Consider the following 24,389-nt stretch of genomic DNA (forward strand, 5'->3'; position numbering starts at 1 on the left):
GTCGCAAAAGATTCGTGTTATCTGCGAAGATCTGCATTCTTCCTTATATAATCTGAAATGGTGATTGAACATTTACAGGACATTCAGTTAACCCACATTGAAGCGCTGGCCTTGGCCCAACTGGTGAAGCGGCTGAACTGGGCGGAGATACGCGCCTGTGCCGTGAATGACGAGGAAGCGTATCAGATTAAGGATGCGATAGGGCGGCTCCAGTCGGCACTGGCGTATCACGGGCATTCACCACGGTAAGAAAGAAGCCAGTCGGAAGCGATTCCGGCTTTTTGCTGTTTCAGAGGAAAAACAGAATAAAATAGCTAAAATATAGCCTATGTATATATTTAACATTAATATTATATTTTTATGTATTATTCCTTTTTTTATCTTCTTATTTATTTTATATTTTTGTGATTTTAAATTATATATTTAATATATAAGACCAAGCCTATGGAATATTTATTTTAAGCATAAAAATAACAAAACCGGAAAGATTACGGGATTCTTTCCGGCTTTTTCATGAGAATATGTTTTCTATATCAACTAGTTTTTAATATCATTGGATTAAAAGCCACTATCTTTTTATCCTTAGTCATTCCGTATGGATACAACCCTTCTTTATATATCTCAAAGATCTTTTCAAAAATTTCAAAATAAAAATCATCGTATTCTGTATTTGTTCTTTTATTTTAGATTTTCTATAAATTAATGTCTTTTCCTCTTGTAAGTCACTGTATTCTTCATCAATATCTTCTAAATAATCTTCAGCTTCAGAATAGTTATCTTCTAAAGAAAATTTACCAACGCTATTTTCTATAAGATCTTGCCAGACTAAATATCCATCTGGCAAATATTGACTTAATGATAATCTGAGGGATTTGTCTTTATCTTCCAATAGAATAATATCAGAAGGTGCTTTTACTCCCCTGATAAAAGATTATCTGAAAATAGAAAATTCATTGGTTCAGTTATAAACTTCTTATTTTCGCTTTTCATTGTTATACCCCTAAAATTTTATTCTACATTTCTAAAGTACGTTGATTGCCTATTTTGGATTTTCCTTTCGAGTTATCTTTAGCTCTTATTGGTGTTCCATTCATCATTCCTTTCTTAGCTAAACTTTGTATATCAGCAACCTGTTTCGATATCTCATTAACAGACTGATTTAAATCTATTTTGCCTAGTACATCTTTAATAGCCCTAAAGTAACCATTGTGATTACCTTGATGCCTTGCCATTGCACTAACCCGTCGGCGCTAACTTACCGTGAATATTCACCACGGTAAGAAAGAAGCCAGTCGGAAGCGATTCTGGCTTTTTGCTGTTTCAGAGAGAAAACAGAATAAAATAGCTAAAATATAGCCTATGTATATATTTAACATTAATCTTATATTTTTATGTATTATTCCTTTTTTATCTTCTTATTTATTTTATATTTTTGTGATTTTAAATTATATATTTAATATATAATACCAAGCCTGTGGAATATTTATTTTAAGTATAAAAATAACAAAGCGGAAAGATCACGGGGATCTTTCCGACTTTTTCACAATTATTTATCTACTATATCAACTAGTTTTTAATATCATTGGATTAAAAGCGACTATTTTTTCATCCTTCGTCATTCCGCATGGATAAAGCCCTTCTTTATATATTTCGAACATTTTTTCTAATAACGATTTCTTCTGATAACCTAGTATGTACCTTTGAATAGATAACATTTTTAGTTGATAATAGACCTCATCTAAAATTTCAAAATAAAAATCATCGTATTCTGTATTTGTTTTTTTTATTTTAGATTTTCTATAAATTAATGTCTTTTCCTCTTGTAAGTCACTGTATTCTTCGTCAATATCTTCTAAATAATCTTCAGCTTCAGAATAGTTATCTTCTAAAGAAAATTCACCAACGCTATTTTCTATAAGATCTTGCCAAACTAAATATCCATCTGGCAAATCTTGACTTAATGACAATCTGAGGGATTTGTTTTTATCTTCCAATAGGATAATGTCAGAAGGTGCTTTTACCCCCCCTGATAAAAGATTATCTGAAAATAAAAAACTCATTGGTTCAGTTATAAACTTCTTATTTTCGCTTTTCATTATTATACCCCTAAAATTTTATTCCACATTTCTAAAGCACGTTGATTGCCTATTTTGGTTTTTCCTTTCGATATATCTTTAGCTCTTATTGGTGTTCCATTCATCATTCCTTTCTTAGCTAAATTTTGTATATCAGCAACTTGTTTCGATATCTCATTAACAGACTGATTTAAGTCTATTTTGTCTAGTGCATTTTTAATAGCCCTGGAGTAACCATTGTGATTACCTTGATGCCTTGCCATTGCACTAACTCCATCATCGACTTCTCTTAGAAAAATTCCATTTGTCGAATTATCGATATCATACTTGATTTTTTTCAAGGCAGGATGGTTAGCATATTGTTTGGGAATAACGTGATGAGCTTGATAACCACTCCACTTAGTTGAACGCGGTAACCCCATATCTTCCATCATGTTTTTACCCAGTTTGGTTGAACACCCTGCCAACCCGAATGGATCAATCCAATTGACCGGATCATGAACATACCCGTACGGGTTAAATCCGCCACTAAGATTCAGAGGATCTGTCGATAAGTACTGGCCTGTTTCATTATCGTAATATCTAAAGCGATTATAGCATAAACCACTCTCCGAGTCCGCATATTGCCCACAAAACAGTAGGTTACACGTCAGGTTCCGCGGGTCATTGAGCGTCAGCACCCGCCAGAACTCTGGCTCGCCCCAGGTGAGTAACCGGCCGGCCCATATCAGTTCCCCTTCCTCAGTCAGAATTTCCCGCACCGTTCCCTGGTGATCACTCACCACATAGTATAACTGACCCTGTTGATATCGAGCCGAAAGCGTCAGGGCACCCGGCTCATACAGCCAGTGCATTCGCCACGGTAGATCACCAGTAAGGCCGGAAGATCTTCCGTTTTTTTATAGACTATGATCTAAAAAATTAATTGCATCTTTTACTACACTTTCTAAAAGTTTTTCCTCCATTGGAGAGAAATCACCATATTGAGCCATAGCTTGACATGTAGATAATTCTTTTACTATTTGCCTTATGCTATCCTGTTCATTATTTAATTTTATGATTTCATCATAACGTTTAATAAAAAAGTAAGCAGTCTCTCCTTTTCCACTTTTGATTAATTCCACAGAGATGGTTTGTAGAGAATTTAGTAAGTTTGCTAATGTCATCACCAAGGAACTCCTGTTGTTTTTTGAACCCATGTTTTAGGTAAGTTTGTTACAACCGCTTGATATCCACCACCAGGATAACCAGAACCCTGTGCGGCGGCAGGTCCTTCACTTACCCACGCACCTCTAGGGTAATGTTCCGGTGGACTCACCTTGCGTTGTCAGATAACAACAAAATGGGATGTTAACGGAAGGGATTCTCAGGCCAGGGCAGCAGCTCATTCAACCGATTGTTCGGCCAGACAGGCAGCCGGCTGAGGACATCACGTAACCAGACCCAGGGCTCATGTCCGTTGGCCTGAGCGGTTTCCAACAGGCTCATTATCATGGCCGCCCGTTGTCCCGCAGGCAGGGAACCCGCAAAAAGCCCGTTCTTTCGCCCGAGCGCCACACCCCGGACCGCATTCTCCGCCCGGTTGTTGTCTATCGGTACCCGGCAGTCATCCAGATAACACACCAGCGCCGGCCAGCGCTTCAGCGTGTAATCTATCGCTTTGCGTAACCCAGAGTGGGGGGCCGTTTGGGTCTGCGTCGTCTGCAACCAGGACCGGAACTCATTCAGCCACGGCCGGGCATAACGCTGTCGCCACTGACGCCGTTTATCCGGCGGCCGGTGTTTGATTTTTCGCTCCAGCTTGTACAGGTCACGAATGCCATCCAGCGCCTGTTTCGCTACCGGACTTTGGCTCGCTTTGTATTGGTCAAAGAATTTGCGGCGGGCGTGAGCCCAGCAACCCGCTTCGGTGATATCCGACCGGGCATGCAGCGCGTTGTAACCGGCATAATCATCCGTCACCAACGTGCCGCCCGACCAATCTTTCAGCAGGCTCTGGGCATAACGGCCACTGCGGCCGGGATGCAGCTCATAGTACACGACTGCGGGCCAGGTATCGGGGCCGGTGACAGACGTCCACAGGTAAGCCCGCTGGGTCTGGCCTTTTCCCGGGGCCAGTATCGGCAACGGAGTCTCATCGGCATGCAGCACCGGGGACGTCAGCAGCGTCTGCTTCAGGGCATCGGCCAGCGGTTGCAACGCCACAGCCACCTGCCCCACCCAGTCCGACAGGGTGCTGCGGGCCAGGGTCACGCCGCTGCGGGCATAGATTTGCTGCTGACGGTAGAGCGGCAGGTGGTCACGATATTTGGCGACCACCACCTGAGCCAGCAACCCCGGCTCCGGAAGGCCCTTTTCAATCAGATGGGCGGGCTGGGCTTTGGCATGAATTCGCTGGCAGGCCGCGCAGCTGTACTGCGGACAGACATAACGCCGGACAACAAACGTCGCGGGGCGATATTCCAGTCGCTCACTGATTTCATCACGCAAAAAGCGCAGGGCATGACCGCAATCCGGGCAGCTCTCCGTCTCCGGCGCCAGCCGGATATCTTCACGGGGTAAAGTCGCCGGCAAAGGCTGACGTTTAGGCTGGGCCGGGGTCGCGTTTTCCCTGATATGCAGGCGTGACAGCTGGGTTTCCAGCACCGCGATATCGGTATCGGCATCTTCCTCAAACTGACTGCGTTTGGGACCGGCAGGCAGGGTTTCGCTGTGCGCGCCAAAACGCCAGCGTTGCGCCTGTTTCAGGGCCTCTTCCAGCTGGCGAATATAATCACATTGTTGCTGAAGCAGCGCCAGTGCCCGCAGGCGGAACTGGCCGGGGTCATCCAGCGCGATTAAGTCATGGAGCGTCATACCGACAGTGTACCGGATAATTCCCCGTCGTTATCCGGTAAAAGTGTGACCGGGATAGCGGAATTAGCTTCGCCAGCCGGACAGGTCATCTCCCTCGACTTGTTGCCAGTGAATGCCGCGGATGAGCCAGTCAAACTGGGCGGGCGTCATCACCCAGCTGCGCTCGCCCTGCTTCGGCCAGACAAAATGGGCCCGATGCAGACGGCGGGTACACAGCCAGACGCCGTGTCGGTCCCAGCGCAACACCTTGAGGCGGGAGCGGGCCTTGTTGCAGAAGACAAAAGCGGCTTCGTCCTGCCAGCGTAAATTTAGTCCCTCCAGGTGCTGGGTCAGGGCATCAATGCCCCGGCGCATGTCGACGGGCTCTCGCACCAGAAAAAGCTGTTGCGGTTTCAGCATCGGGCCAGTACCCGCATCACGTCAGGCAACAGCGTCAAGGGACAGGCGATGGCATAGCCGTCTGGGGTATGCAGGGTGACGGTGGGCGCGTCGTCAGGCTGGAGTGAAACCGGCAAGAGGGCGGGCAGTGTCTGGCTGAGAGGTTGGCGCATTTTGTGACTGTCGGCAATCCAGTCGCGGAAAGAGGAAAAACTCAGTTGATGCTGTTCGCAATACTGTTTTCGGGTCAGGTCACTGTGGCGCCATTGGGTCACATGTTGCTGTTTTTGTTCCGGGGTATATCGGCTACGGCTCATGGTGTCAGTCTCCAGGTGAAGATAAGGAAGCAGTAGCGTGCAGGGGCCGGAGAGGAAGAACAAGGTGAGATGACCGGACGTTTACCATAGAAATAACAAAGCCGAAAGATCACGGGGATATTTTCGGCTTTTTATTATTTATTGAAATTATCAACAAAAAATTAAAATATTAATCCCACCTTTCATCCAGATAAGGAGAGACATCATCAATTATCATAAAACCGGCCACACACTGGAGATGAAAATCTTTATTTTCTATTAGTAATGTGATTTCTTCTGGTTTTGATGAAATAACTGGAGAACAATTAAAACCAACGCCTCCTCCTTTACACTCAAATTGAGTAACATTACCAAAACTCAAAGTTATTACTAACGCATTAAACTCCCTTTTTTTCCATTTTTCAGGAATATTTTTAGGTATATTTCTAGAACGAATTCCTATTCTTAAAATAGAACCTGTATGATATAAAAAGTCTTCAAATTCAACATTATTTATTGAAAGTTCACCATTAAACATGAAATGAATTTTTTCTTTATACATGGCATGTTCAAACCACATAATTATGATCTCCCTTAATATTCATAATGCTCAAATGTCCCTGCTACTTTGTCATTCCTTGAACCATTTCCGGTTTTAGGATCAAATGGCCTTACATTAAAGTGTGGCCCCTGATTTCCAGGTGTTCCCGGCGGACCATATATATGCCCTGCTGAATGTTCCTGTATTACTATTTTGGAACCGTCTGAACGAGCGAAATGATATTCTCTCGTTACAATTGGTTTGTGGTTAGCATCCATTATTTGGTGATTATTTATATCAGTCAGTGGGACTCTTTTAACAGCACTTGGGTGCTGATTCATCGGTATTCCCGCATTTCTTTTTGCTGCTCTGAGCGCATCTTTTCTGGAGTTAAATTGGGCATTACACCCTGCTAGTCCCAGAGGATCTATCCAATTGACTGGATCATGGACATACCCGTACGGGTTAAATCCTCCACTAAGATTCAGAGGATCTGTCGATAAGTACTGTCCCGTTTCCCTGTCGTAATAACGGTGCCGGTTATAAAACAGCCCGCTTTCCTCATCCTCATACTGCCCACAGAATCGGAGATGACACGTCAGATTCCGCGGGTCATTGAGCGTCAGCACCGGCCAGCGTTCCGGCTCGCCCCAGGTGAGCAGCCGGCCGGCTCATATCAGTTCCCCGTCCTCGGTCAGAATTTCCCGCACCGTCCCCTGGTGATCGCTCACCACATAGTATAGCTGGCCTTTTTCAAATCGGGCCGATGGGGTCAGGGCGCCCGGCTCATACAGCCAGTGAATGCTCTGTTCATACCCGACAGTGCCATCCGCATATACCGGCGTCTCTTCAATCAGCTGCTCCCCGCTCCACAGGTAATCATAGCCGATTATCGCGGTCGGTTTCACCGGTTGTCCGGTGTCGTCTGTCTCCTTCCGCTTGCTAATCCGTCGCCCGAAAGCGTCATAACCATAGCGCCAGCGTGTTCCTTCCGGGCTGATAAACCCGGTCAGCCGGTCGTGCGCGTCCCAGCGGTAGCGCCAGGTCCGCGGCCGGTAGCCCCGTCGCTGCTCGGTTTTCTCTGTCCGCCGCCCGTTTTCATCGTAGCGATAAGCGCAGGCGCCGTGCTGAATCACCCGCCCCGCCTGCTGGGTGTGGTAGCTCTGGCGCAGGTCTTGACTGAGCCGTTCCGGCACCCGTTTTTGGTAATGCAGGTGCTGGCCGGCATCGTACACAAACTGCTCGTCACAGGCCCGCGGGCCGCCAAACTGGGCGGTCACCACCTGGTCATTCACATTGTAGCCGTAGCGCGTCTCGTCCCAGCGGGTGTCTTCCATGCAGGCCACGTTGTAGGCCGGGGTGTAATGCCAGTGACGGGTCACCGCGCTGCCCCGCGGCGGGAAATGCGGGTCGGCCTCGTACAGGGTCTGCTTGAACCAGTCGGAGCTGCGCCCGGCGGTCTGATGGGCCAGCAGCCCCACCGGGGTGTAAGCGTGTGACTGGATAAAGCCGGCGGCGCTTTCCCGCGCGATTTCCCGGCCCAGCCCGTCATGCTGCATCTGCAACGGGGCATGGCCGTCCAGCTGCCACTGCATCAGCCGGCCGTTGAGGCCGTAGTACCAGCTGACCGCGGGCTGGGTGTCCGCCTGGTATCCGGCGGGCAGGCCGCTCATCGGGTCCCACTGATGGCTGACGGCGCGTCCGTTAATTGTCTCCCGGGTCAGGCGGCCGGCTTCATCGTATTCAAACGCCACCACCGCGTCCGGGTTAGTGGCCCGGACCAGCCGTCCCTGCGCGTCGTGGTCGTAGGTGGTGACGGCGTGTAAGGTACACCGGTCATCCTCTTCCTGCCACGCTTCCTGGCGGGTCAGGCGGTCGTCGTCGGTATAGCACCAGCGCAGCAGCTGGTGATTGGGGTAACGGGCAGTGAGGCGGCGTCCGGCGGCATCATACTGATAATGAATCGTCCGGCCGGTAAAATCGGTTTCGCTGATAACCCGGCCGGCCGGGTCACGGGTGTAGTGGTAAGTTTCACCGGTTTCGTTGGTCACGGTTTGCAGGCGGGTCAGCCGGTCGTAGCCAAAGGTCAGGGCCGCGCCATCCGGGCGGGTGAGGCGGCTGAGCCGGTCAAAGGCGTCATAGGTATAGCGGGTGGTCCGGCCTTCTCCGTCAGTCGCCGCCGAGACCCGGCGCTCGCTGTCGTAGTCAATGGTCTGCCGGATGCCATCCGGTAGCTGTATCTCGCTGACGCTGCCCGCCGGGCTGGCATGAAACGGGCTGTGGTGGTAGTCGGTCTGCTGATGTAACGCGTCAGTGACCCGCAGCAGCCGGCCCAGTCCGTCGGTGTCAAACCGGGTCAGGGCGCCGTCCGGGGCCCGAATTTCACTGAGCTGCTGCCGCTCATAGCCGTAGCGCCAGGCGCGGCCGTCGGGCAGGACCTGGCGCAGGATTTCCCCGCGCGGCCCGTAACGGGTCTCTTCCACCCGCCCCTGGGGTCGATAACGGAGGCCAGGTTGCCCCGTTCGTTGTAATGCAGTCGCCAGCGTGCCCCATCAGGCTGAGTGACCTGGGTAAGCTGGCCGTATTCATTGTAATCGTAAGCGGTGAGGTCACCGGTGGATGACAGCAGGCCGGTCAGCTCGCCGTAAGGGCTGTACTCATACGCGGTGGTCCGGCCCAGCGGGTCGGTTTCGGCGACTTTGCAACTGAAATCCCATTCGGTCCGGGTTTCATGGCCGAGCGGGTCGACCAGGCGGGTCACCAGGCCGTCGGCGTTATAGTGGTAGCGGGTACAGCCGCCTTCGGCATCGAAGTAGGTGGTGACGCGGTGTTCGTCATCGTATTCAAAACGGTCCTGCCAGTACCCCTGCGGGGTGGTGGTGGCCGTCACCCGGCCCGTGTTGTCATAATGCACGGTGACATCGGTTTTATCGGTGTCGTGCCAGCGGGTCATATTCCCCTGCGGACTGTATTCGTGCCACAGGTGGTGAAACTGAAAGGCGTCACATTCCGCCAGATACCCGGGATTATCATAGCGGCAGGTCACCAGCCGCTGGCGCTGTTCCGCGTGCAGCCAGTCAATGGCCGTGAGCCGCTGGCGCTCGTAGTGCAGCGCCAGGGTCGTCGTGTCGGCATGGACCAGGCGGGTCAGGCGGTGGTGTTTATCGTAATGAAAAACGGTCTGGTTGCCGTTGCGGTCCTCTATCATGGACAGGCGGCGTTTATCGCCCTGGACCTCGGCAAAGCTCAGTATTTGCTGGGCGCGGCGGTTGAACAGGCGCAGCTCGCCGTCGCGCCGGCCGTACAGCAGGTAATGCCCGGCATGGAGGTTGACCGAGAAGACGTTTTCCGTCGGGGTATGGAAGGTGTAAATCACCCCTTCGCCATCAGTGAAATGGGTTTCCTCGCCGTCGCGGCGCAGGTGCTGCGACCAGTCGTCGGCCCATTTGGGGCCGAACAGCCCGGACAGGGCGGCGGTGGAGCGGTAAGTCCGGTTCAGGGTCAGCGGCAACACTCCCGGCAGGGCCAGCACCGGCCAGACCTGGAGGAAGTCGCCGGTCGCCACGTCTACCGGCTCGCCGGCTTTGCTACAGAGCTGACTGTCACAGCCGGTTTTTTTCACCGACGGGGTGGGTTCCGCCCCGGATTTGACTTTGCCGCCGTTGTCTTTCCGGCCCCGTGGCAGCGGGAGCACGCCGGCAATCGCCACCAGCCAGCGCAGGTCTTTGTTGCTGGCGGTCAGGATAGTCAGGGCGTCACCGGTTTGTGTAGTGATGGCAATCGAGGCGGCGGCGCTGTTGATATTGGCGTCACAGGCGGTGCGGTGGCCCAGCCGGGCAATCGGCCTGCCGTTGGCAAACACGGTTTTGGCGCCTTCGGCAATCACCACCGGGCCGGGGTGGTCGCCGCACACAATTTTGTCCCCCTGTCGGGCCACCGGCCGGCCTTCAAAAAAGACATCCGGCGACCCTTCGACAATCTGGCCCTTGTTCGCCCCGTACTGCCCGAGCGCCGCGCCCACGGACGAGACCAGTCCGCCGACAAAACCGCCCGCCAGGCCGACCGCCGCCCCGGCCACCACGGCCATCGCCAGGCCGCCGGTCGCCACAACTAGCCCGCTGACGGCCACCGCCGCCAGCGCGCCAAGCAACACGCCGCCCAGCGCCCCCCATAACCCGGCGCTTTTGTTCTGGTGGGCAATCGCATCCCCGAGCCGGGCCGGGGCCTGGCCTTCGGTGGCGATGGTGCGCTGGCCCCAAAGCGACATCATGCCATGCGTGAGGCTTTCGCCGATATCACTGCCTATCTGCGCCCCCAGCTTCCCGGCGGCCACCCCGGCGACCAGCGGAAGGACGGCGGGGGCGCCGCCCACGGCTACGGTATACGTCATCGCCGCCGCCAGCGAATGACGCTGAAAATCCTCACTTTCCAGATAATTCAGCACCGTATCGGCAGAAGAGCTGCCTTCGGTCGGCGGCGGAGCATTATCCGCGGCGGCCGTCTTTGTTTGGGGTGTACGCTGCGCGGCGCCAGCCCCCAGCCAGGCCATCATCAAGACACTCATGACCCCTCCCGGACGTTATGGCTCATGACTCAGGCGAAGCTGAAACGTGGTCATGATGGTGAGCAGCGGCTTTGGCTGGGTTGGGGGCATGTGGCAGATTAGACCGCTGGCGCTTTGCGCACTCAGGCGGTCAGCAATTTGTCCGGCGCTCAATCGCCAGCATTGGTTTTTTTGGAATGGCATCACGCTCCCTTATCATTGGCAAGTTACGTCAGAACTATCTATAAAGCGATAAAGGCGCCGGCAGTTTGTCGCTGATAGTCTTATTGATAACCTGTATGAACAGGCAACGTCGGGGATATTCCATTGCGGCTTGAGAGTATCGTGAAGATAGCTCATCAGTCGTTTTATGTGTTTAATATCCAGTCAGGAACATATAACAAAAAATTCAGGTTGTCCCGTCTGTTTGTCTGATGAATAGTTGATTAACTTAATAAATGTGACATAAATCGCAAATCCTTTAACCCGCTACGTTCACCCAACATCCGAATTTTATTCAATGGAAGCAATGATAAAACCTGAGGCTGCCCACAAGTAATCCTAAAAAAGCCAAGCGCAGCAACCTGACATGGGCATTAAATTCTTTTTTATCGCATTTTACTACCACCGGCAGAGTTTTAACGTTGTTTTTACTGTCTTTACTTTTTCGTTTTAGCGTTTTTTATTGACTTCGCCATGTTGAGATTAAATCATTTGGGGTGTCGTTTTTCATCGTGTTTGAAAGCAAGACGTGTCAGAAGTTTTCACTGATTCAGGTAAAATGAGATATGCTTTATCTGGATATGATAAAACCGTTGTTAAAAAGCCGGTTATGGTTTGCCCGTGTCGTTTTAACCTCGGGAAAAAGTAGTCAGTGTGTTATGAAAAAACAGCTGAAAAATTTAACCATTAACGGTAAAAATAGGTGATTAAGACTTTTTAAAACCGGGTAAAAAATTCGCTGCTATATTGATGAAAACATCAGGAAAAACCGGTCTTGAATTGATTAACCAAGTGACCGCGTTAATCCAATAATAAGAGTGAAAATATTTAACCAAATTAAGCTAATGTGCTTAAATAAGTGGTGTTGCATGGGCTGTAAGGCGTTGATGAAAAGCAGAGACAATCATTAAAGAAAATAAATAAGTTTTTAGATTGATTAGATTAGCCGTATTAAACATGACGAAATAATCAGGCATTGAGCTTAAATATTATTAGCCTCTCGGTTATCTGCTCGGGTTTTAATGTTGAAGAGTGAAATACAGGGAAAAGAGAAAACCTCAACATCAGTTTAATGAAAATGGGGACGTTAAATAACGTTTCATAATTCTGTTACACATGACCTTCTTCAACCCATTGTTATACATAGAATTATGAGTAGTATAATATGTAGCGCTATTTTGGAATCTTATTTAACTACGTACCAGGAAACGAAAAAACATTAGGTTAATAAAAACTACGTAATGGAAACCCGCTTTTGCTTTAAAAAACAGGAAAACCCCTAATCGTTGGGTATCCAACTTTCGGGGTTCACTTCAGAATGATGGTTGTTTTACCGACGCCATCCCTTTTAACATGGTTAACTTTCTCTTTTTACTTTATATTTTCTGTTGTTAACGATAGCAAACGATTTTTTATCGGTAATTAATTCAGCTGAGGATTTAAAAATTAGGTCTCCCATTAATGCCAGTTTTTTAAAAGCTAGCGCGCACGGGCTTGGAGTTATTTTCACGAAGATTTCGCGTAGTTTGAGACAATTTTTTTAATATACATTCGGTCAATATAATCACTAAAGGTTTCAAAAGAAAGTACACAATCTGAATTCATACAAATATGAAATTCAGGTTGTTTAATTGTATCTTTTGGAAGCTGTCTAATCGACAGGAGTTCTTAATATTTTCGGAGGAGTTCTTGCAAAGAATAAGTTAAAATTCTAATCTAAAATTAAAATACAAAAATATTTTGAAATTGCAATATAATCAATGTGATAATTTAGAATGCATTATTACATATAAATTTATATTCCTCAGAAAATATTTTCCTACTTCATAAAACAAACCCTAATATTACCAAGATTAAAATAAATATTTTTATAACTTCAATATTTTGACAAATTTCATAAAAACGATACAATTAATATCCAAGCTATAAAACCATGCAAATTATAAAAATATCAAAGGAGAGTTTTCATGTTCAAAAAGTTATTAATCGTTGGAGCATTAGCAACAGCATTAATCGGAGGAATTAGGACTGCATCGGCAGGAATACCTGAGCCTCCCACTGGATGTGATAAAAGTGAGACGGATGAAAAGATTTACAGAAGAAATAGTGATAACGTTTATATACATTATATTTATCTTCTTAAAGATATTAACAATTTTGCCAATATATATACTAAGAATGGGGTTAAATGGTATTTTAAAGGTTCATTCAAATTATATTGCGGGAAATATGCCGCTTTATATGAAAGAAGAGGATAATAAAATTTACTAAAAAGCCTCGTTAGAGGCTTTCAGAACCATGAAAAAACTCATTGAAAATAAAAGACTTTTCCTTTGCACCCATTGTTATCTTTCAAATTGCCTCTTTATTGGCTGCACTCGCTCACTCCGGTCACATAGTTTTATGCTCCCGGGGATTCACTCCCTTGCCGTTGCGATGCATCTCGAAATTCATAAAATATATCATAAATAATAATACTTCCTACTTTTCCTTATTAACCTGTTTCAACTGCCCTTCAAAACACTATTTACTGAATTAATATAACATTTAATGTATTCAATATATTGATTGCCGTACATTATGTTGAAATTATTATGTAAAACCACATCAGATTTAAATAAAATAATAACAACAACAGAATATTGACTCAATAAATCATATAAGAATTATCACTTACTTTATTTTGTTTTAAAATAAAAATAATCCAGTATAAACAATATATACCGGATTATCATATCAAGGTTAAATTATTTAAAACGCCTGACTATATCAGTATTACGATGTCTCCTCATCACAACTGATTTCCAACGCCCTATTTAAAGCCTGAGCTAAAGCAATTTTATTCTCATCATCTTCCAATAAACTAAAATGGTCACCCGGTATCGCAATCAGTTTAAGCGAAGTATCAGCTATTATCTGCGCCCAACCTAGCGATGGATCGATATTTAAAGGCTCTGACTTTTTATCCGTCACAAAAGAAATAGACGGGTAAGGTTCCATCGCATAAAACTGATGCAACGTTACCGCTAATGCTTGCGGCTCATAACCTTTAACTATTTGATCATAATGCTCTATCTGTTCCCAACGTTTTGCCATTAAGTCAGCACTCAGATTGACGGGATATAACGCTAGTTCCTGCGCCGCTGCAATAAATTGCACCAAATTCAACTCATCGATTCGCTGATGCAACTCAGCAATCTCTTCGGCCTGTTCTTCCCCTAATTGCCTGACCAATTCAGCAAAGAATTGATGTTTTGGTTGCTCTATCTGCTCACAAAAGCAATGAGGAGCAAGCGTGTCAATCAGCCCCAGGAAATTAACTCGCTCGCCAGCACTCAAAAGCTGTTGGGCAATGGCATAAGCCAATATTCCGCCAGAAGAGTAACCACTTATCCGATATGGGCCTGCCGGTTGAACGGCTTTCATCAAGGTGATCATTCTGGCAGCCTGCTCTTCCATCGTTGACATCGGTTCTTCACTGATGGAAGACCAGGGCAGCGCATAAATCGGGTAGTCCGACGGAATATGCTGAGCCAGCCCGAAAGCATAGGAGTAGTCACCCATGCCGCTGGGCACAAAGAACAGTGGCAGCTCTGTTCCATCAAGTCGTACCGATATAGCACTATTTTGCGGCTGAGACAGTAAATCTGAGGTGATTTTTGCGGCCAGTTCAGCCAGCACCGGGAATTGGAACAAGGTATTCAATGTGCAAATCATTCCCCGACCAGCGGCAATATTTATCATTCGCATAGCGAGCAATGAATGGCCGCCCAATGCGAAGAAGTTGTCATGGCGGCTGACCCGCTCAATACCCAGTAACTCACCCCAAATAGCCGCCAGAGTTGTCTCAGTTTCCCCTTGCGGCGCTTCATAGATCTGACGGGAAAAATCTTCCTCCTGCGGTGCCGGTAATGCCCGGCGATCTAGCTTGCCGTTCGGGGTTTGCGGGAAGGTATCCAGACGCACAAACGCTGACGGCACCATATAATCTGGCAAAATGGCGCTCAGATGAGCACGCAAACTGGACGTTAGCTCTTCATTCGCTCCCGCTACCACATAGGCGACCAAATGTTTGTCTCGACCATCCTCCCACACCGACACCGCCGCCTCTTGCACCGCCGGGTGTTCCAACAACCGGATTTCAATCTCCCCTAACTCAATTCGGAAGCCCCGAATTTTTACCTGCTCGTCATTACGGCCCAGAAATTCTAGATTACCGTCCAGTAAGTAACGGGCCAAATCCCCTGTGCGATACATCCGAGCACCGGATACCGGACTAAAAGGATCGGCTATAAAACGTTCCGCACTTAATTCCGGCTGGTTAAGATAACCCCGTGCAACCCCGACGCCGCCAATATACATTTCGCCAACGCAGCCTAATGGGACCGGTTGACCATATCTGTCCAGTAGGTAGACGCAGGTATTTTTAAGCGGCCGGCCGATAGAACTATCATCAGCCAGGGATAATATCTCCTTACAGGTCGCCGTTACGGTATTTTCCGTCGGACCATAGGCGTTCAGCAGTCGAGGTCGGTGGGTTTCCCGCGCAAACCAGTCCTGAATAGCGCTCTTTTTAACCGCTTCACCACCAATAATGATGAATCTGAGGCAATCCGGTAGCGGTAATGGGTTGTCTCTGGCAATCAGTTCAGACCAAAATAACGCCGGCAGTGACATCACTGTGATACGGTTCTGCCAGGCCAAGGCAATAAACTCCTGCATCGAAGTCAGCCAGCGATCATCACGCATGACTAATGTGGCGCCATTACACAATGACAAGCAGCACTCTTCTACTGAAACGTCAAACGCAAAAGAGGCGAATTGTAACAGCCGGTCTTGCGCAGTAACCGCATAGGTTTCGTTAAAACCCAGATGACGTTGATACACCGCCTGATGTTCTATCATCACCCCTTTCGGCTGCCCGGTTGAACCGGAGGTATAGATAACATAAGCCAGATGTTGTGGCGTCAATCCGATTACCTGTGGGTTATTGTCCGGCTGGTCTGGCAGGGTGTTCGAATCAAGTACCGTCAGCCCGGCTAGTACCTGTTCGCCAAGCGCCGTCCGGCCAGCTTCATCAATCAGTACCACTGACGGGGCCGTATCATCCAAAATATACGCCAGACGTTCTCCCGGATAAGCCGGGTCCAGCGGTACATAAGCCCCGCCAGCTTTCAGCACCGCCAACAACGCCTCCACTATCGCCGGGGAACGTGCCATGCAAATCGCTACTCTTTGATCTGGGACGACGCCTAATGTCATCAATTGATGGGCAAGGCGGTTGGCGCGAGCATTTAATTCGGCATAGCTGAAACTTTGCTCTTCATATACTAACGCAGTCGCCTCCGGGGTTTTCTCTACCTGTCGCTCAAACAGTTGGTGAACACATAATGGGTCAGGATACGGGTTTTCCGTGGTATTCCAGGTCTCCAGCAACAATGCACGTTCCGTTTCAGGCAGGATGTTCAATGCGCGTACCGGCGTCTCTGGCGCCTGTTCAAGCGCTTCCACCAGACTTTCCAGCGCCTGCTGCATATAATCGCATAGTCTCTCTGGCGCAAACGGCTGCACCACCAGAGCGGTTAGCCCCAACGAGGAACCACCATCCTCCACCGACAGCCCAAATGGGTAGTTAGTCCGCTCCTGTCCGTCCAGAAATTCAACGCCTGCGATGATGTCATCTGACATTGCCGATAAAGCATTATGTCGATAGTTGAACAGAGCGCTAAAGAGCGGCGTGCCGCTGGCAATACCACTGCACCGCTGGGCCAGCGCCAGTGAAGCATGCTCATGCTCCAGCAACCCGGCCAGGCGCAAATGTACCGCACGCACGCTATCCTGTATCGGGGTATCATCAATATCCAATCGCAATGGCAGGGTATTCATAAACAGCCCCATGCCATTGTCTGCCCCCTCTCCCGCTTCCATGCGCCCAAACAGAACTGTGCCAAACACCACTTTCTCTTGTCCGCTGGTATGCGACAGTACCTGTGCCCAAGCCAGATGACACAACGCCGCCAAACTGACACCGAAACGCCGAGCCAAGCCACGCAAACGGTCATTCAGCTCAGGCGCCAGCATCCGATGAAATTCCCTCATTTGAGAGCCGTCACGATGTACTTCCGCCAGCCCGAATGGGAATGTTGGTTCATCCACCTCCGCCAACATGTCGGTAAAGAAACGGGTATGTGCTGCCTGATCCCCCTTCAACCGAGTCTGAGCCACCAGATTGCGGAAAGGAACCGGCGCCGGCAAGCTATCCCCCTGCCCGGTAAAATAGGCCCGCACTTCACGGTGCATCACTTCCAACGTTTCATGGTCGCCAATCAAGTGATGCTGCAATTCCAGTAAGAACCAGCGGCCATCAGTTTCCTGAGTGATGACAAAATGCAGTAACGGCGCCTGACTCAAATTAAGACGATAGTGCCCCGGATCAAAACGCCGGGTTAACTGGTCAATAACTGGGCCGTCAGCCGGATCTAACGTCAGTTCCGTCACAGGCAACCGTGCCTGACGCCAGACCACTTGCGCCGGAACTGATAATCCTTGCCAGATAAAAGCCGTACGCAAGATGTCATGGCGATCAATCGCCTGTTGTACCGCCGCCAGATAACGGTCCAATAGCGAGCGATTCTCAAAGATTACCGGATAGAGCAACAGATACGGGTCGCCTTTCTGTTCCAACAAGTGGTGAAACAGGATACCGTCCTGCAACGGCGACAACGCATAGATATCCTGAATATTAGCCACTCCACCCGGTACCTGCCCGACGATGCGATCAATATCAGTCTGAGTGAGATCAATCAGCGGCAACATCGCCGGCGTCAGCGTCGTAGTGGCCGGGGTGATGACATTAGGCGGCACCACGACAGCCTGATGTTGTCCCAATGTTTGGGCCAAGTCTGACAACACCGGAAATTGGAACAGAGCCCGCGCCGTCAGAGTCAACCCCAAGTGACGCAAGCGTTCAATCATGCGTACAGCGAGCAATGAATGGCCGCCCAACACAAAGAAGCTGTCATGTCGGCTAATCTGCTCAATACCCAATAACTCACTCCAGATGGCAGCCAGGGCGATCTCTGCTTCCCCTTGCGGCGCTTCATAGACCTGACGGGCAAAATCCTCTTCCCGCGGCGCCGGTAATGCCCGGCGATCTAACTTGCCGTTCGGCGTCTGCGGGAAAGCATCCATACGTACAAAGGCCACCGGAACCATATAGTCAGGTAAAATCGCACTTAAGTATTCACGTAAATCAGCAGCTAATCTCTCATGCGCTTCCGCTGCCACATAGGCGACCAGCCGTTTGTGTTGCCCGTCGTCCAATGCCAGCACCGCCGCCTCTCGTACCGCCGGGTGCTCTATCAACCGGGCTTCAATCTCCCCTAGTTCGATCCGGAAGCCCCGAATTTTTACCTGCTCGTCGTTACGCCCCAGGAACTCCAGCTCGCCATCCGGCAGGTAGCGGGCCAAATCGCCGGTGCGATACATTCGCGCACCGGATACCGGACTAAAGGGATCGGCTATAAAACGTTCCGCACTCAATTCCGGCTGGTTAAGATAACTCCGTGCTACGCCTACGCCGCCAATATACATTTCACCAACGCAGCCTAATGGGACGGGCTGACCGTATTTGTCCAGCAGGTAAATACGGGTATTTTTAACCGGCCGACCGATAGAACGATCGTCTGTCGGGAATAATATCTCCTTACAGGTCGCCGTCACGGTATTTTCCGTCGGGCCATAGGCGTTCAATAGTCGAGGTCGATGGATTTCTTGCGTAAACCAATCCTGAACGGCACTCTTTTTCACTGCCTCACCCCCAATGATGATGAGTCTGAGGCAATCCGGTAACGGTAATCCATTATCTCTGGCGACCAATTCGGACCAAAATAACGCCGGCAGAGACATCACAGTGATACGGTTTTGCCGGGCTAAGGTAATAAATTCCTGCATAGAAGTTAGCCAACGCTCATCACGCATCACTAACGTGGCGCCATTACACAATGACAAGCAGCACTCCTCTACTGAAACATCAAACGCAAAAGAGGCAAATTGTAATAACCGGTCTTGCGCAGTGACGGCATAGGTGTCATTAAAGCCCTGATGACGTTGATACAGCGCCTGATGTTCTATCAGCACCCCTTTCGGCAACCCGGTTGAACCGGAGGTATAGATGACATAAGCCAGATGTTGCGGCGTCAATTCGGCTACCTGTGGGTTACTGTCCAGCTGGTCCGGCAGAATATTCGGGTCAAATACCGTCATCCCGGCCAGTGCCTGTTCGCCAAGCGCCGCACGACCAGCTTCATCAGCTAATACCACTGACGGAGCCGTATCATTCAGGATATACGCCAAGCGTTCTCCCGGATAAGTCGGGTCCAGCGGCACATAAGCCCCACCCGCTTTCAGCACCGCCAACAAAGCCGCCACTACCGCCGGTGAGCGTGCCATGCAAATTGCCACCCGCTGATCCGGTATCACGCCCAATGCAATCAGTTGGTGGGCAAGGCGGTTGGCGCGAGCATTTAATTCGGCATAACTGAGCGTTTGCTCTTCATATACTAACGCGATCGCTTCCGGGGTTTTCTCTACCTGTTGTTCAAACAGTTGGTGAATACATAATGGGTCAGGATAAGGGATTTCTGTGGCATTCAAGGTTTCCAGTAACAGTGTCCGTTCCGTTTCGGGCAGGACATTTAGCACCCGTATCGGCGTCTCCGGGGCCTGTTCAAGGGCTTCCACCAGACTTTCCAACGCCTGCTGCATATAACCGCATAGTCGATCCGGCTCAAACGGTTGTACCACCTGAGCGGTCAATCCTAACGTAGAACCACCATCCTCCACCGACAGGCCAAATGGATAGTTGGTCCGTTCCTGTTCCCCCAGGAATTCAATCCCGGCCATCGCCTCATCCAGCGCCGGCAGTTGCTCATTATGGCGATAGTTGAACAGGGCGCTAAAGAGTGGACTCTCACCCTGAACCCCACTGCACCGCTGGGCCAGCGCCAGTGAAGCATGCTCATGCTCCAGTAATTCAGCCAATCGTAACTGAACCGCCATCACGCTATCCTGTACCGGGGTATCATCGATATCCAATCGCAACGGCAAGGTATTCATAAACAACCCCATGCCATTATCTGCCCCTTCCCCCGCCGCCATACGCCCAAACAGCACGGTGCCAAACACCACTTTCTCTTGCCCGCTGATACGCGACAACACTTGCGCCCAGGCCAGATGACACAACGCCGCCAGACTGATGCCCAAACGCCGGGCCTGACTGCGTAGGCGATCATTTAACGTGGCGGTTAGCATCCGGTAGGATTCCGTCATGCGAGATCCGTCACGATGCACCTCCGCCAGTCCGAATGGCAATGTTGGCTCATCCACCGCCGCCAACATGTTGGTAAAGAAACGGGTATGCGCTGCCTGACTCACCCCCAACCGAGACTGAGCTACCAGATTGCGGAAAGGAGCCGGCGTAGGTAGGCGCTCTTGCTGCCCGGCAAAATAGGCCCGCACTTCACGATGCATCACTTCCATCGTTTCATGATCGCCAATCAAGTGATGCTGCACTTCCAGCAAGAACCAACGACCATCCGTTTCCTGAGCGATAACAAAATGCAATAACGGAGCCTGCCCCAGATCAAGACGATATTGACTCGGATCAAAACGCTGGGTTAACTGGTCAATCACCGAACCGTCAGCCGGGTCTAGCGTCAGCTCCGTCACAGGCAACTGAGCCCGGCGCAAGACCACTTGTGCCGGGGCTGACAATCCTTGCCAAATAAAAGCTGTCCGCAGGGTGTCATGACGATCAATCGCCTGTTGCACTGCCGCCAGATAACGATCCAACAAAGCTCGGTTAGCAAAGACCACCGGGTAGAGCAACAGATACGGGTCGCCTTCCTGTTCCAACAGATGGTGGAACAGAATACCGTCCTGCAACGGCGACAACGCATAGATATCCTGAATATTAGTCATCCCGCCCGGCGCCAGTTCAACGATGTGATCAATCTCATTTTGGGTCAGATCAATCAATGGCAACATCTCCGGCGTCAGCGCCGTGGTAGTGGGAGTGATGACGTTAGGCGGTATTATCACGGTCTGATGCTGTCCCAACGCTTGGGCCAACGCTGACAGCGCCGGTGACTGGAAAAGATCACGCGCCGTTAGTGTCAATCCCAAGTGACGCAGACGTTCAATCATGCGTACAGCAAGCAGTGAATGGCCGCCTAACGCAAAGAAACTGTCATGCCGACTTATCTGCTCAATGCCCAATAATTCACGCCAGATAGCTGCCAGGGCGATCTCAGCCTCCCCTTGCGGCGCCTCATAAATCTGACGGGCAAAATCTTCCTCTCTTGGCGCCGGTAATGCCCGACGATCCAGTTTGCCGCTCGGAGTTTGCGGGAAGGTATCCAGACGCACAAAAGCGACCGGAACCATATAGTCAGGTAAAGTCGTACTCAAGTATTCACGTAAATCAGCAGCCAATTTCTCGTGTGCTTCCGCCGCCACATAGGCGACCAGCCGTTTGTGCCGCCCATCATCCAGTGCCAGCACCGCCGCCTCTTGTACCGCTGGGTGTTCCACCAAACGGGTTTCAATTTCCCCCAACTCAACCCGGAAGCCACGGATTTTAACTTGTTCATCGTTACGGCCCAAGAATTCCAGATCACCGTCCGGCAGAAAGCGGGCCAAATCCCCGGAGCGATACATCCGCGCGTCGGATTCCGGGCTAAAGGGGTCCGGCAGAAAACGTTCCGCGCTCAATGCAGGTCGGTTGAGATAACCTCGCGCCACACCCACACCGCCAATGTACATTTCTCCAATGCCACCCAATGGAACCGGTTGACCTTCTCTATCCAACAGATATATGCGGGAATTTTTAGTTGGCCGACCGATAGAACGGGCATCTTCCGGGGATAATAGCTCCTTATAAGTCACCGTCACGGTATTTTCCGTCGGACCATAACCGTTCAACAACCGGGGCCGGTGGCCTTCCTGCTTAAACCAATCCTGAACGGCGTTCTTTTTTACCGCCTCACCACCAATCATGACGAGTCGAAGGCAATCCGGTAACGATAACCCAGGCTCTCTAGCCGCCAGTTCAGACCAGAATAGAGTCGGCAGAGAAACAATCGTAATACGATGTTGCCGGGTTAAAGCAATAAATTCCTGTACCGAAGCCAGCCAGCTATCATCCCGGATCACCAGTGCGGCCCCATTGCATAATGTCGAGAAAAATTCTTCTACTGAAACATCAAACGCAAACGCGGCAAATTGCAACACCCGATCTTGCACAGTGACGGCATAGGTGTCATTAACGCCCAGAAGACGTTGATAAATCGCCTGATGTTCTATCATCACCCCTTTCGGCTGCCCGGTTGAACCGGAGGTGTAAATCACATAGGCCAGATGCTGTGGCGTTAACGCAGTCACCAATGGATTGCTGTCCGGTTGGTCGGGGAGGATATTCGGATCAAGCACTGTTAACCCAGTCAGCGCGGCTTCACCCAACGCTTCCCGACCAGCCGCATCAGCCAACACCACTGACGGGGCAGTATCATTTAGGATATACGCCAGACGTTCCGCCGGGTAGGTTGAATCCAGCGGCACATAGGCCCCGCCAGCTTTCAGCACTGCCAACAGCGCCACCACCATCGCCGGGGAGCGTGCTACACAGATCGCTACTCGCTGGTCCGGTACGACGCCCAATGCAATCAACTGGTGCGCCAGCCGGTTAGCGCCAGCATTTAATTCAGCATAACTGAGTCTTTGCCCTTGATACTCTAACGCCGTGGCCTCTGGAGCTTGTTCTGCCTGTTGCTCAAATAACTGATGAATACATAACGGGTCAGGATAAGGGATTTCAGTCGTGTTCCAAGTTTCCAGCAATAATGTACGTTCAGACTCAGGCAACAAATTAAGCTGCCCGACGGGAACTTCATCCCCCATCCTGTTCGACGCTGCCAGCACCTGTAAGTGCTCACTCATCCGTAAAACAACTTCCGTGCTCAGACGGTTTTCATCATAGATCCAGCGAAAACCGCCCTGCTCATTTATCTGGAAGGTCAACAATTCGCCAGATATCTTCTGATCACGTGGCTTATCATCCTTTATCAACGAGACGGTGATTCGCCACGGCCGACTGGTTGCCAACGCCGGAATAGCCTGCAACGAAGGAGAACAAGAGAAGAGATCACAACTAAATGTACCGTATTGCTCCAACCGGGACAGCTCATCATCAACCCAGCCAGCTACCTCACGCCAAGGCTTATCAAGCGCTACCTCAACGGCCATAGGCACCACCGTCGCCAGATTTGCCGACTCATCTTTTACCTCATCCACACGCCAACCGATTTGGAATGAGGTCTGTTGAGTCAGGCGCGCAAGGTAAATGACAAAAGTCTGCAACAACGTTCGCAATGGCTCCTCTTCACCATTTTTGGGTAGAGGGAACTGCCAAGCGCTCATTGTCCATCTGGGTTCTGTTTGTTCTCCGGCGGTTTCGAAAGGTAACTGGAGGGGTTGCAAAGCAGCAAGACGCTCATACCAAAATAATTCACTGGGTGTGAGTCTCTCAAGGATATTCTTTGTATTTCGAGTCTGTTGTGAAACGTCATTTGCGTCGGTCATATTTTCTGACGTCTGAGTTTTAAACGCACTTCCCACTTTAGCAATGTTATTTTTCATCTACTACCTCAATGAATCTGTTAGAAATTTGAAAACCGTCATTCCCGACAGTCATCACTAATGTTTCTCTCCTACTTCTTGCCCAAAAATAAAAATAAACACATCGGCTATCCATCCAAGAGACTCAGATACCGGATGCTACAGATCGATTAATTGACTGTAATTTTCGTTGACGGACGCTGATATTACATAATTAAAAACTTAATCATTAACTATATTTATTATCCATAACTACCCAATAACCTTTATATTTTATCCGTTTTCCATTAATGCCAAATTAAAACCATTTCAAAAACAAACCAAGTATTTTTAAAGACAAAACAGATCAACTCACATTTAATTATCAAAGTATTACTTTGACAATCACCTATAAAACAGTCTCAATTACAATAATAAAAAGATATACTAATTTCAAATGCAGTTATTCAATAGGCATAAAATAATCCTGTGCATTCAACTATATCAAAATATAACGCCAAGCTAAAAATAATTCATAAAAAATTATTTTTCAACAATAAGACAATACCACAAATGGACAAATAAAAATTATATTTAACTTAATTACATATATTCCGTAATAATTAGAACATAAAAAAAACACAAATGTTATTATATCAACAACCAATAATAAACAATTTCAAATTAAAATAACTTAATTTTTCATTGCTTTACAATAATACACAACGCAATCTATATACTACTCAATAATATTTACTATCGCACAAATCAAACACTCTCCCATTTAAATACTTTAACTTTAAGGCACTCTATATCTCATTCAA

At 49.1% G+C, this 24,389-nt stretch carries 15 protein-coding genes and 1 pseudogene; 3 read left to right on the plus strand and 13 right to left on the minus strand.

Going from position 1 to position 24,389, the window contains the following annotated elements:
* Positions 1 to 57 precede the first annotated feature (57 nt).
* On the plus strand, positions 58 to 249 hold the full coding sequence (locus tag B0X70_RS15905; protein ID WP_036812011.1) for a DUF7706 family protein: 192 nt from the start codon (positions 58 to 60) through the stop codon (positions 247 to 249).
* Positions 250 to 586: 337 nt separating this feature from the next.
* On the opposite strand, the gene B0X70_RS15910 is transcribed toward B0X70_RS15905, so the two are convergent.
* From B0X70_RS15910 to B0X70_RS25300, 12 genes and pseudogenes are all read right to left on the minus strand, one after another.
* Complete coding sequence (locus B0X70_RS15910) at positions 587 to 889, minus strand: hypothetical protein (RefSeq protein WP_036812013.1); 303 nt, start codon at positions 887 to 889, stop codon at positions 587 to 589.
* Between the two features lie 124 nt (positions 890 to 1,013).
* Positions 1,014 to 1,232, minus strand: a complete 219-nt coding sequence (locus B0X70_RS15915) for an AHH domain-containing protein (protein WP_036812015.1) — start codon at positions 1,230 to 1,232, stop codon at positions 1,014 to 1,016.
* Positions 1,233 to 1,562: 330 nt separating this feature from the next.
* Entirely contained in the window at positions 1,563 to 2,096 is a 534-nt protein-coding gene (locus tag B0X70_RS15920; protein WP_036812017.1) for a hypothetical protein, read from the minus strand.
* A gap of 2 nt (positions 2,097 to 2,098) precedes the next feature.
* Positions 2,099 to 2,929 (minus strand): annotated as a pseudogene (locus tag B0X70_RS15925) (AHH domain-containing protein); the annotation flags it as partial.
* Positions 2,930 to 2,974: 45 nt separating this feature from the next.
* A complete protein-coding gene (locus tag B0X70_RS15930) occupies positions 2,975 to 3,244 on the minus strand; it encodes a hypothetical protein (protein WP_146747489.1) in 270 nt (89 codons plus the stop codon).
* Positions 3,245 to 3,425: 181 nt separating this feature from the next.
* On the minus strand, positions 3,426 to 4,931 hold the full coding sequence (gene tnpC, locus B0X70_RS15935; RefSeq protein ID WP_217469787.1) for an IS66 family transposase: 1,506 nt from the start codon (positions 4,929 to 4,931) through the stop codon (positions 3,426 to 3,428).
* Positions 4,932 to 4,994: 63 nt separating this feature from the next.
* Positions 4,995 to 5,330 (minus strand): IS66 family insertion sequence element accessory protein TnpB, encoded by a 336-nt coding sequence (tnpB, locus tag B0X70_RS15940; protein ID WP_071881012.1) that lies wholly within the window; start codon positions 5,328 to 5,330, stop codon positions 4,995 to 4,997.
* Entirely contained in the window at positions 5,324 to 5,626 is a 303-nt protein-coding gene (tnpA, locus tag B0X70_RS15945) for an IS66 family insertion sequence element accessory protein TnpA (RefSeq protein WP_105398610.1), read from the minus strand. Before tnpA ends, tnpB begins: the two co-directional genes overlap by 7 nt.
* 169 nt (positions 5,627 to 5,795) lie before the next feature.
* Positions 5,796 to 6,185 carry an Imm50 family immunity protein gene (locus B0X70_RS15950; RefSeq protein WP_217469789.1) on the minus strand — a complete coding sequence of 130 codons (390 nt, stop codon included), beginning with the start codon at positions 6,183 to 6,185 and terminating at the stop codon, positions 5,796 to 5,798.
* A gap of 14 nt (positions 6,186 to 6,199) precedes the next feature.
* On the minus strand, positions 6,200 to 6,775 hold the full coding sequence (locus tag B0X70_RS25685; protein ID WP_269468747.1) for an HNH/endonuclease VII fold putative polymorphic toxin: 576 nt from the start codon (positions 6,773 to 6,775) through the stop codon (positions 6,200 to 6,202).
* Between the two features lie 42 nt (positions 6,776 to 6,817).
* Positions 6,818 to 8,596: an RHS repeat domain-containing protein gene (locus B0X70_RS26100; protein WP_246593538.1), complete on the minus strand. Its 1,779-nt coding sequence runs from the start codon at positions 8,594 to 8,596 to the stop codon at positions 6,818 to 6,820.
* Entirely contained in the window at positions 8,503 to 10,710 is a 2,208-nt protein-coding gene (locus B0X70_RS25300) for a PAAR domain-containing protein (RefSeq protein ID WP_246593320.1), read from the minus strand. Before B0X70_RS25300 ends, B0X70_RS26100 begins: the two co-directional genes overlap by 94 nt.
* Before the next feature lie 52 nt (positions 10,711 to 10,762).
* Here B0X70_RS25300 and B0X70_RS15965 point away from each other — a divergent pair, with 52 nt between their 5' ends.
* Positions 10,763 to 10,945, plus strand: a complete 183-nt coding sequence (locus B0X70_RS15965) for a hypothetical protein (protein ID WP_146110715.1) — start codon at positions 10,763 to 10,765, stop codon at positions 10,943 to 10,945.
* A 1,933-nt stretch (positions 10,946 to 12,878) separates the two neighbouring features.
* Complete coding sequence (locus B0X70_RS15970; protein WP_036813898.1) at positions 12,879 to 13,169, plus strand: LCI fold-containing protein; 291 nt, start codon at positions 12,879 to 12,881, stop codon at positions 13,167 to 13,169.
* A 517-nt stretch (positions 13,170 to 13,686) separates the two neighbouring features.
* Here the strand turns inward: B0X70_RS15970 and B0X70_RS15975 are convergent.
* Positions 13,687 to 23,607 carry a non-ribosomal peptide synthetase gene (locus B0X70_RS15975; protein WP_217469790.1) on the minus strand — a complete coding sequence of 3,307 codons (9,921 nt, stop codon included), beginning with the start codon at positions 23,605 to 23,607 and terminating at the stop codon, positions 13,687 to 13,689.
* Positions 23,608 to 24,389: the final 782 nt, after the last annotated feature.

This window comes from Photorhabdus akhurstii (genome assembly GCF_019090985.1).
GTDB classification, from domain to species: Bacteria; Pseudomonadota; Gammaproteobacteria; order Enterobacterales; family Enterobacteriaceae; genus Photorhabdus; species Photorhabdus akhurstii.

What these genes read in the sequence shown, in the direction of transcription:
- B0X70_RS15905 (WP_036812011.1), top strand. Translation starts at nt 58, where the DNA reads ATGGTGATTGAACATTTACAGGACATTCAGTTAACCCACATTGAAGCG.
- B0X70_RS15915 (WP_036812015.1), bottom strand. Translation starts at nt 1,232, where the DNA reads ATGGCAAGGCATCAAGGTAATCACAATGGTTACTTTAGGGCTATTAAA.
- B0X70_RS15920 (WP_036812017.1), bottom strand. Translation starts at nt 2,096, where the DNA reads ATGAAAAGCGAAAATAAGAAGTTTATAACTGAACCAATGAGTTTTTTA.
- tnpC (WP_217469787.1), bottom strand. Translation starts at nt 4,931, where the DNA reads ATGACGCTCCATGACTTAATCGCGCTGGATGACCCCGGCCAGTTCCGC.
- tnpB (WP_071881012.1), bottom strand. Translation starts at nt 5,330, where the DNA reads ATGCTGAAACCGCAACAGCTTTTTCTGGTGCGAGAGCCCGTCGACATG.
- tnpA (WP_105398610.1), bottom strand. Translation starts at nt 5,626, where the DNA reads ATGAGCCGTAGCCGATATACCCCGGAACAAAAACAGCAACATGTGACC.
- B0X70_RS15950 (WP_217469789.1), bottom strand. Translation starts at nt 6,185, where the DNA reads ATGTGGTTTGAACATGCCATGTATAAAGAAAAAATTCATTTCATGTTT.
- B0X70_RS25300 (WP_246593320.1), bottom strand. Translation starts at nt 10,710, where the DNA reads ATGAGTGTCTTGATGATGGCCTGGCTGGGGGCTGGCGCCGCGCAGCGT.
- B0X70_RS15965 (WP_146110715.1), top strand. Translation starts at nt 10,763, where the DNA reads ATGATGGTGAGCAGCGGCTTTGGCTGGGTTGGGGGCATGTGGCAGATT.
- B0X70_RS15970 (WP_036813898.1), top strand. Translation starts at nt 12,879, where the DNA reads ATGTTCAAAAAGTTATTAATCGTTGGAGCATTAGCAACAGCATTAATC.
- B0X70_RS15975 (WP_217469790.1), bottom strand. Translation starts at nt 23,607, where the DNA reads ATGAAAAATAACATTGCTAAAGTGGGAAGTGCGTTTAAAACTCAGACG.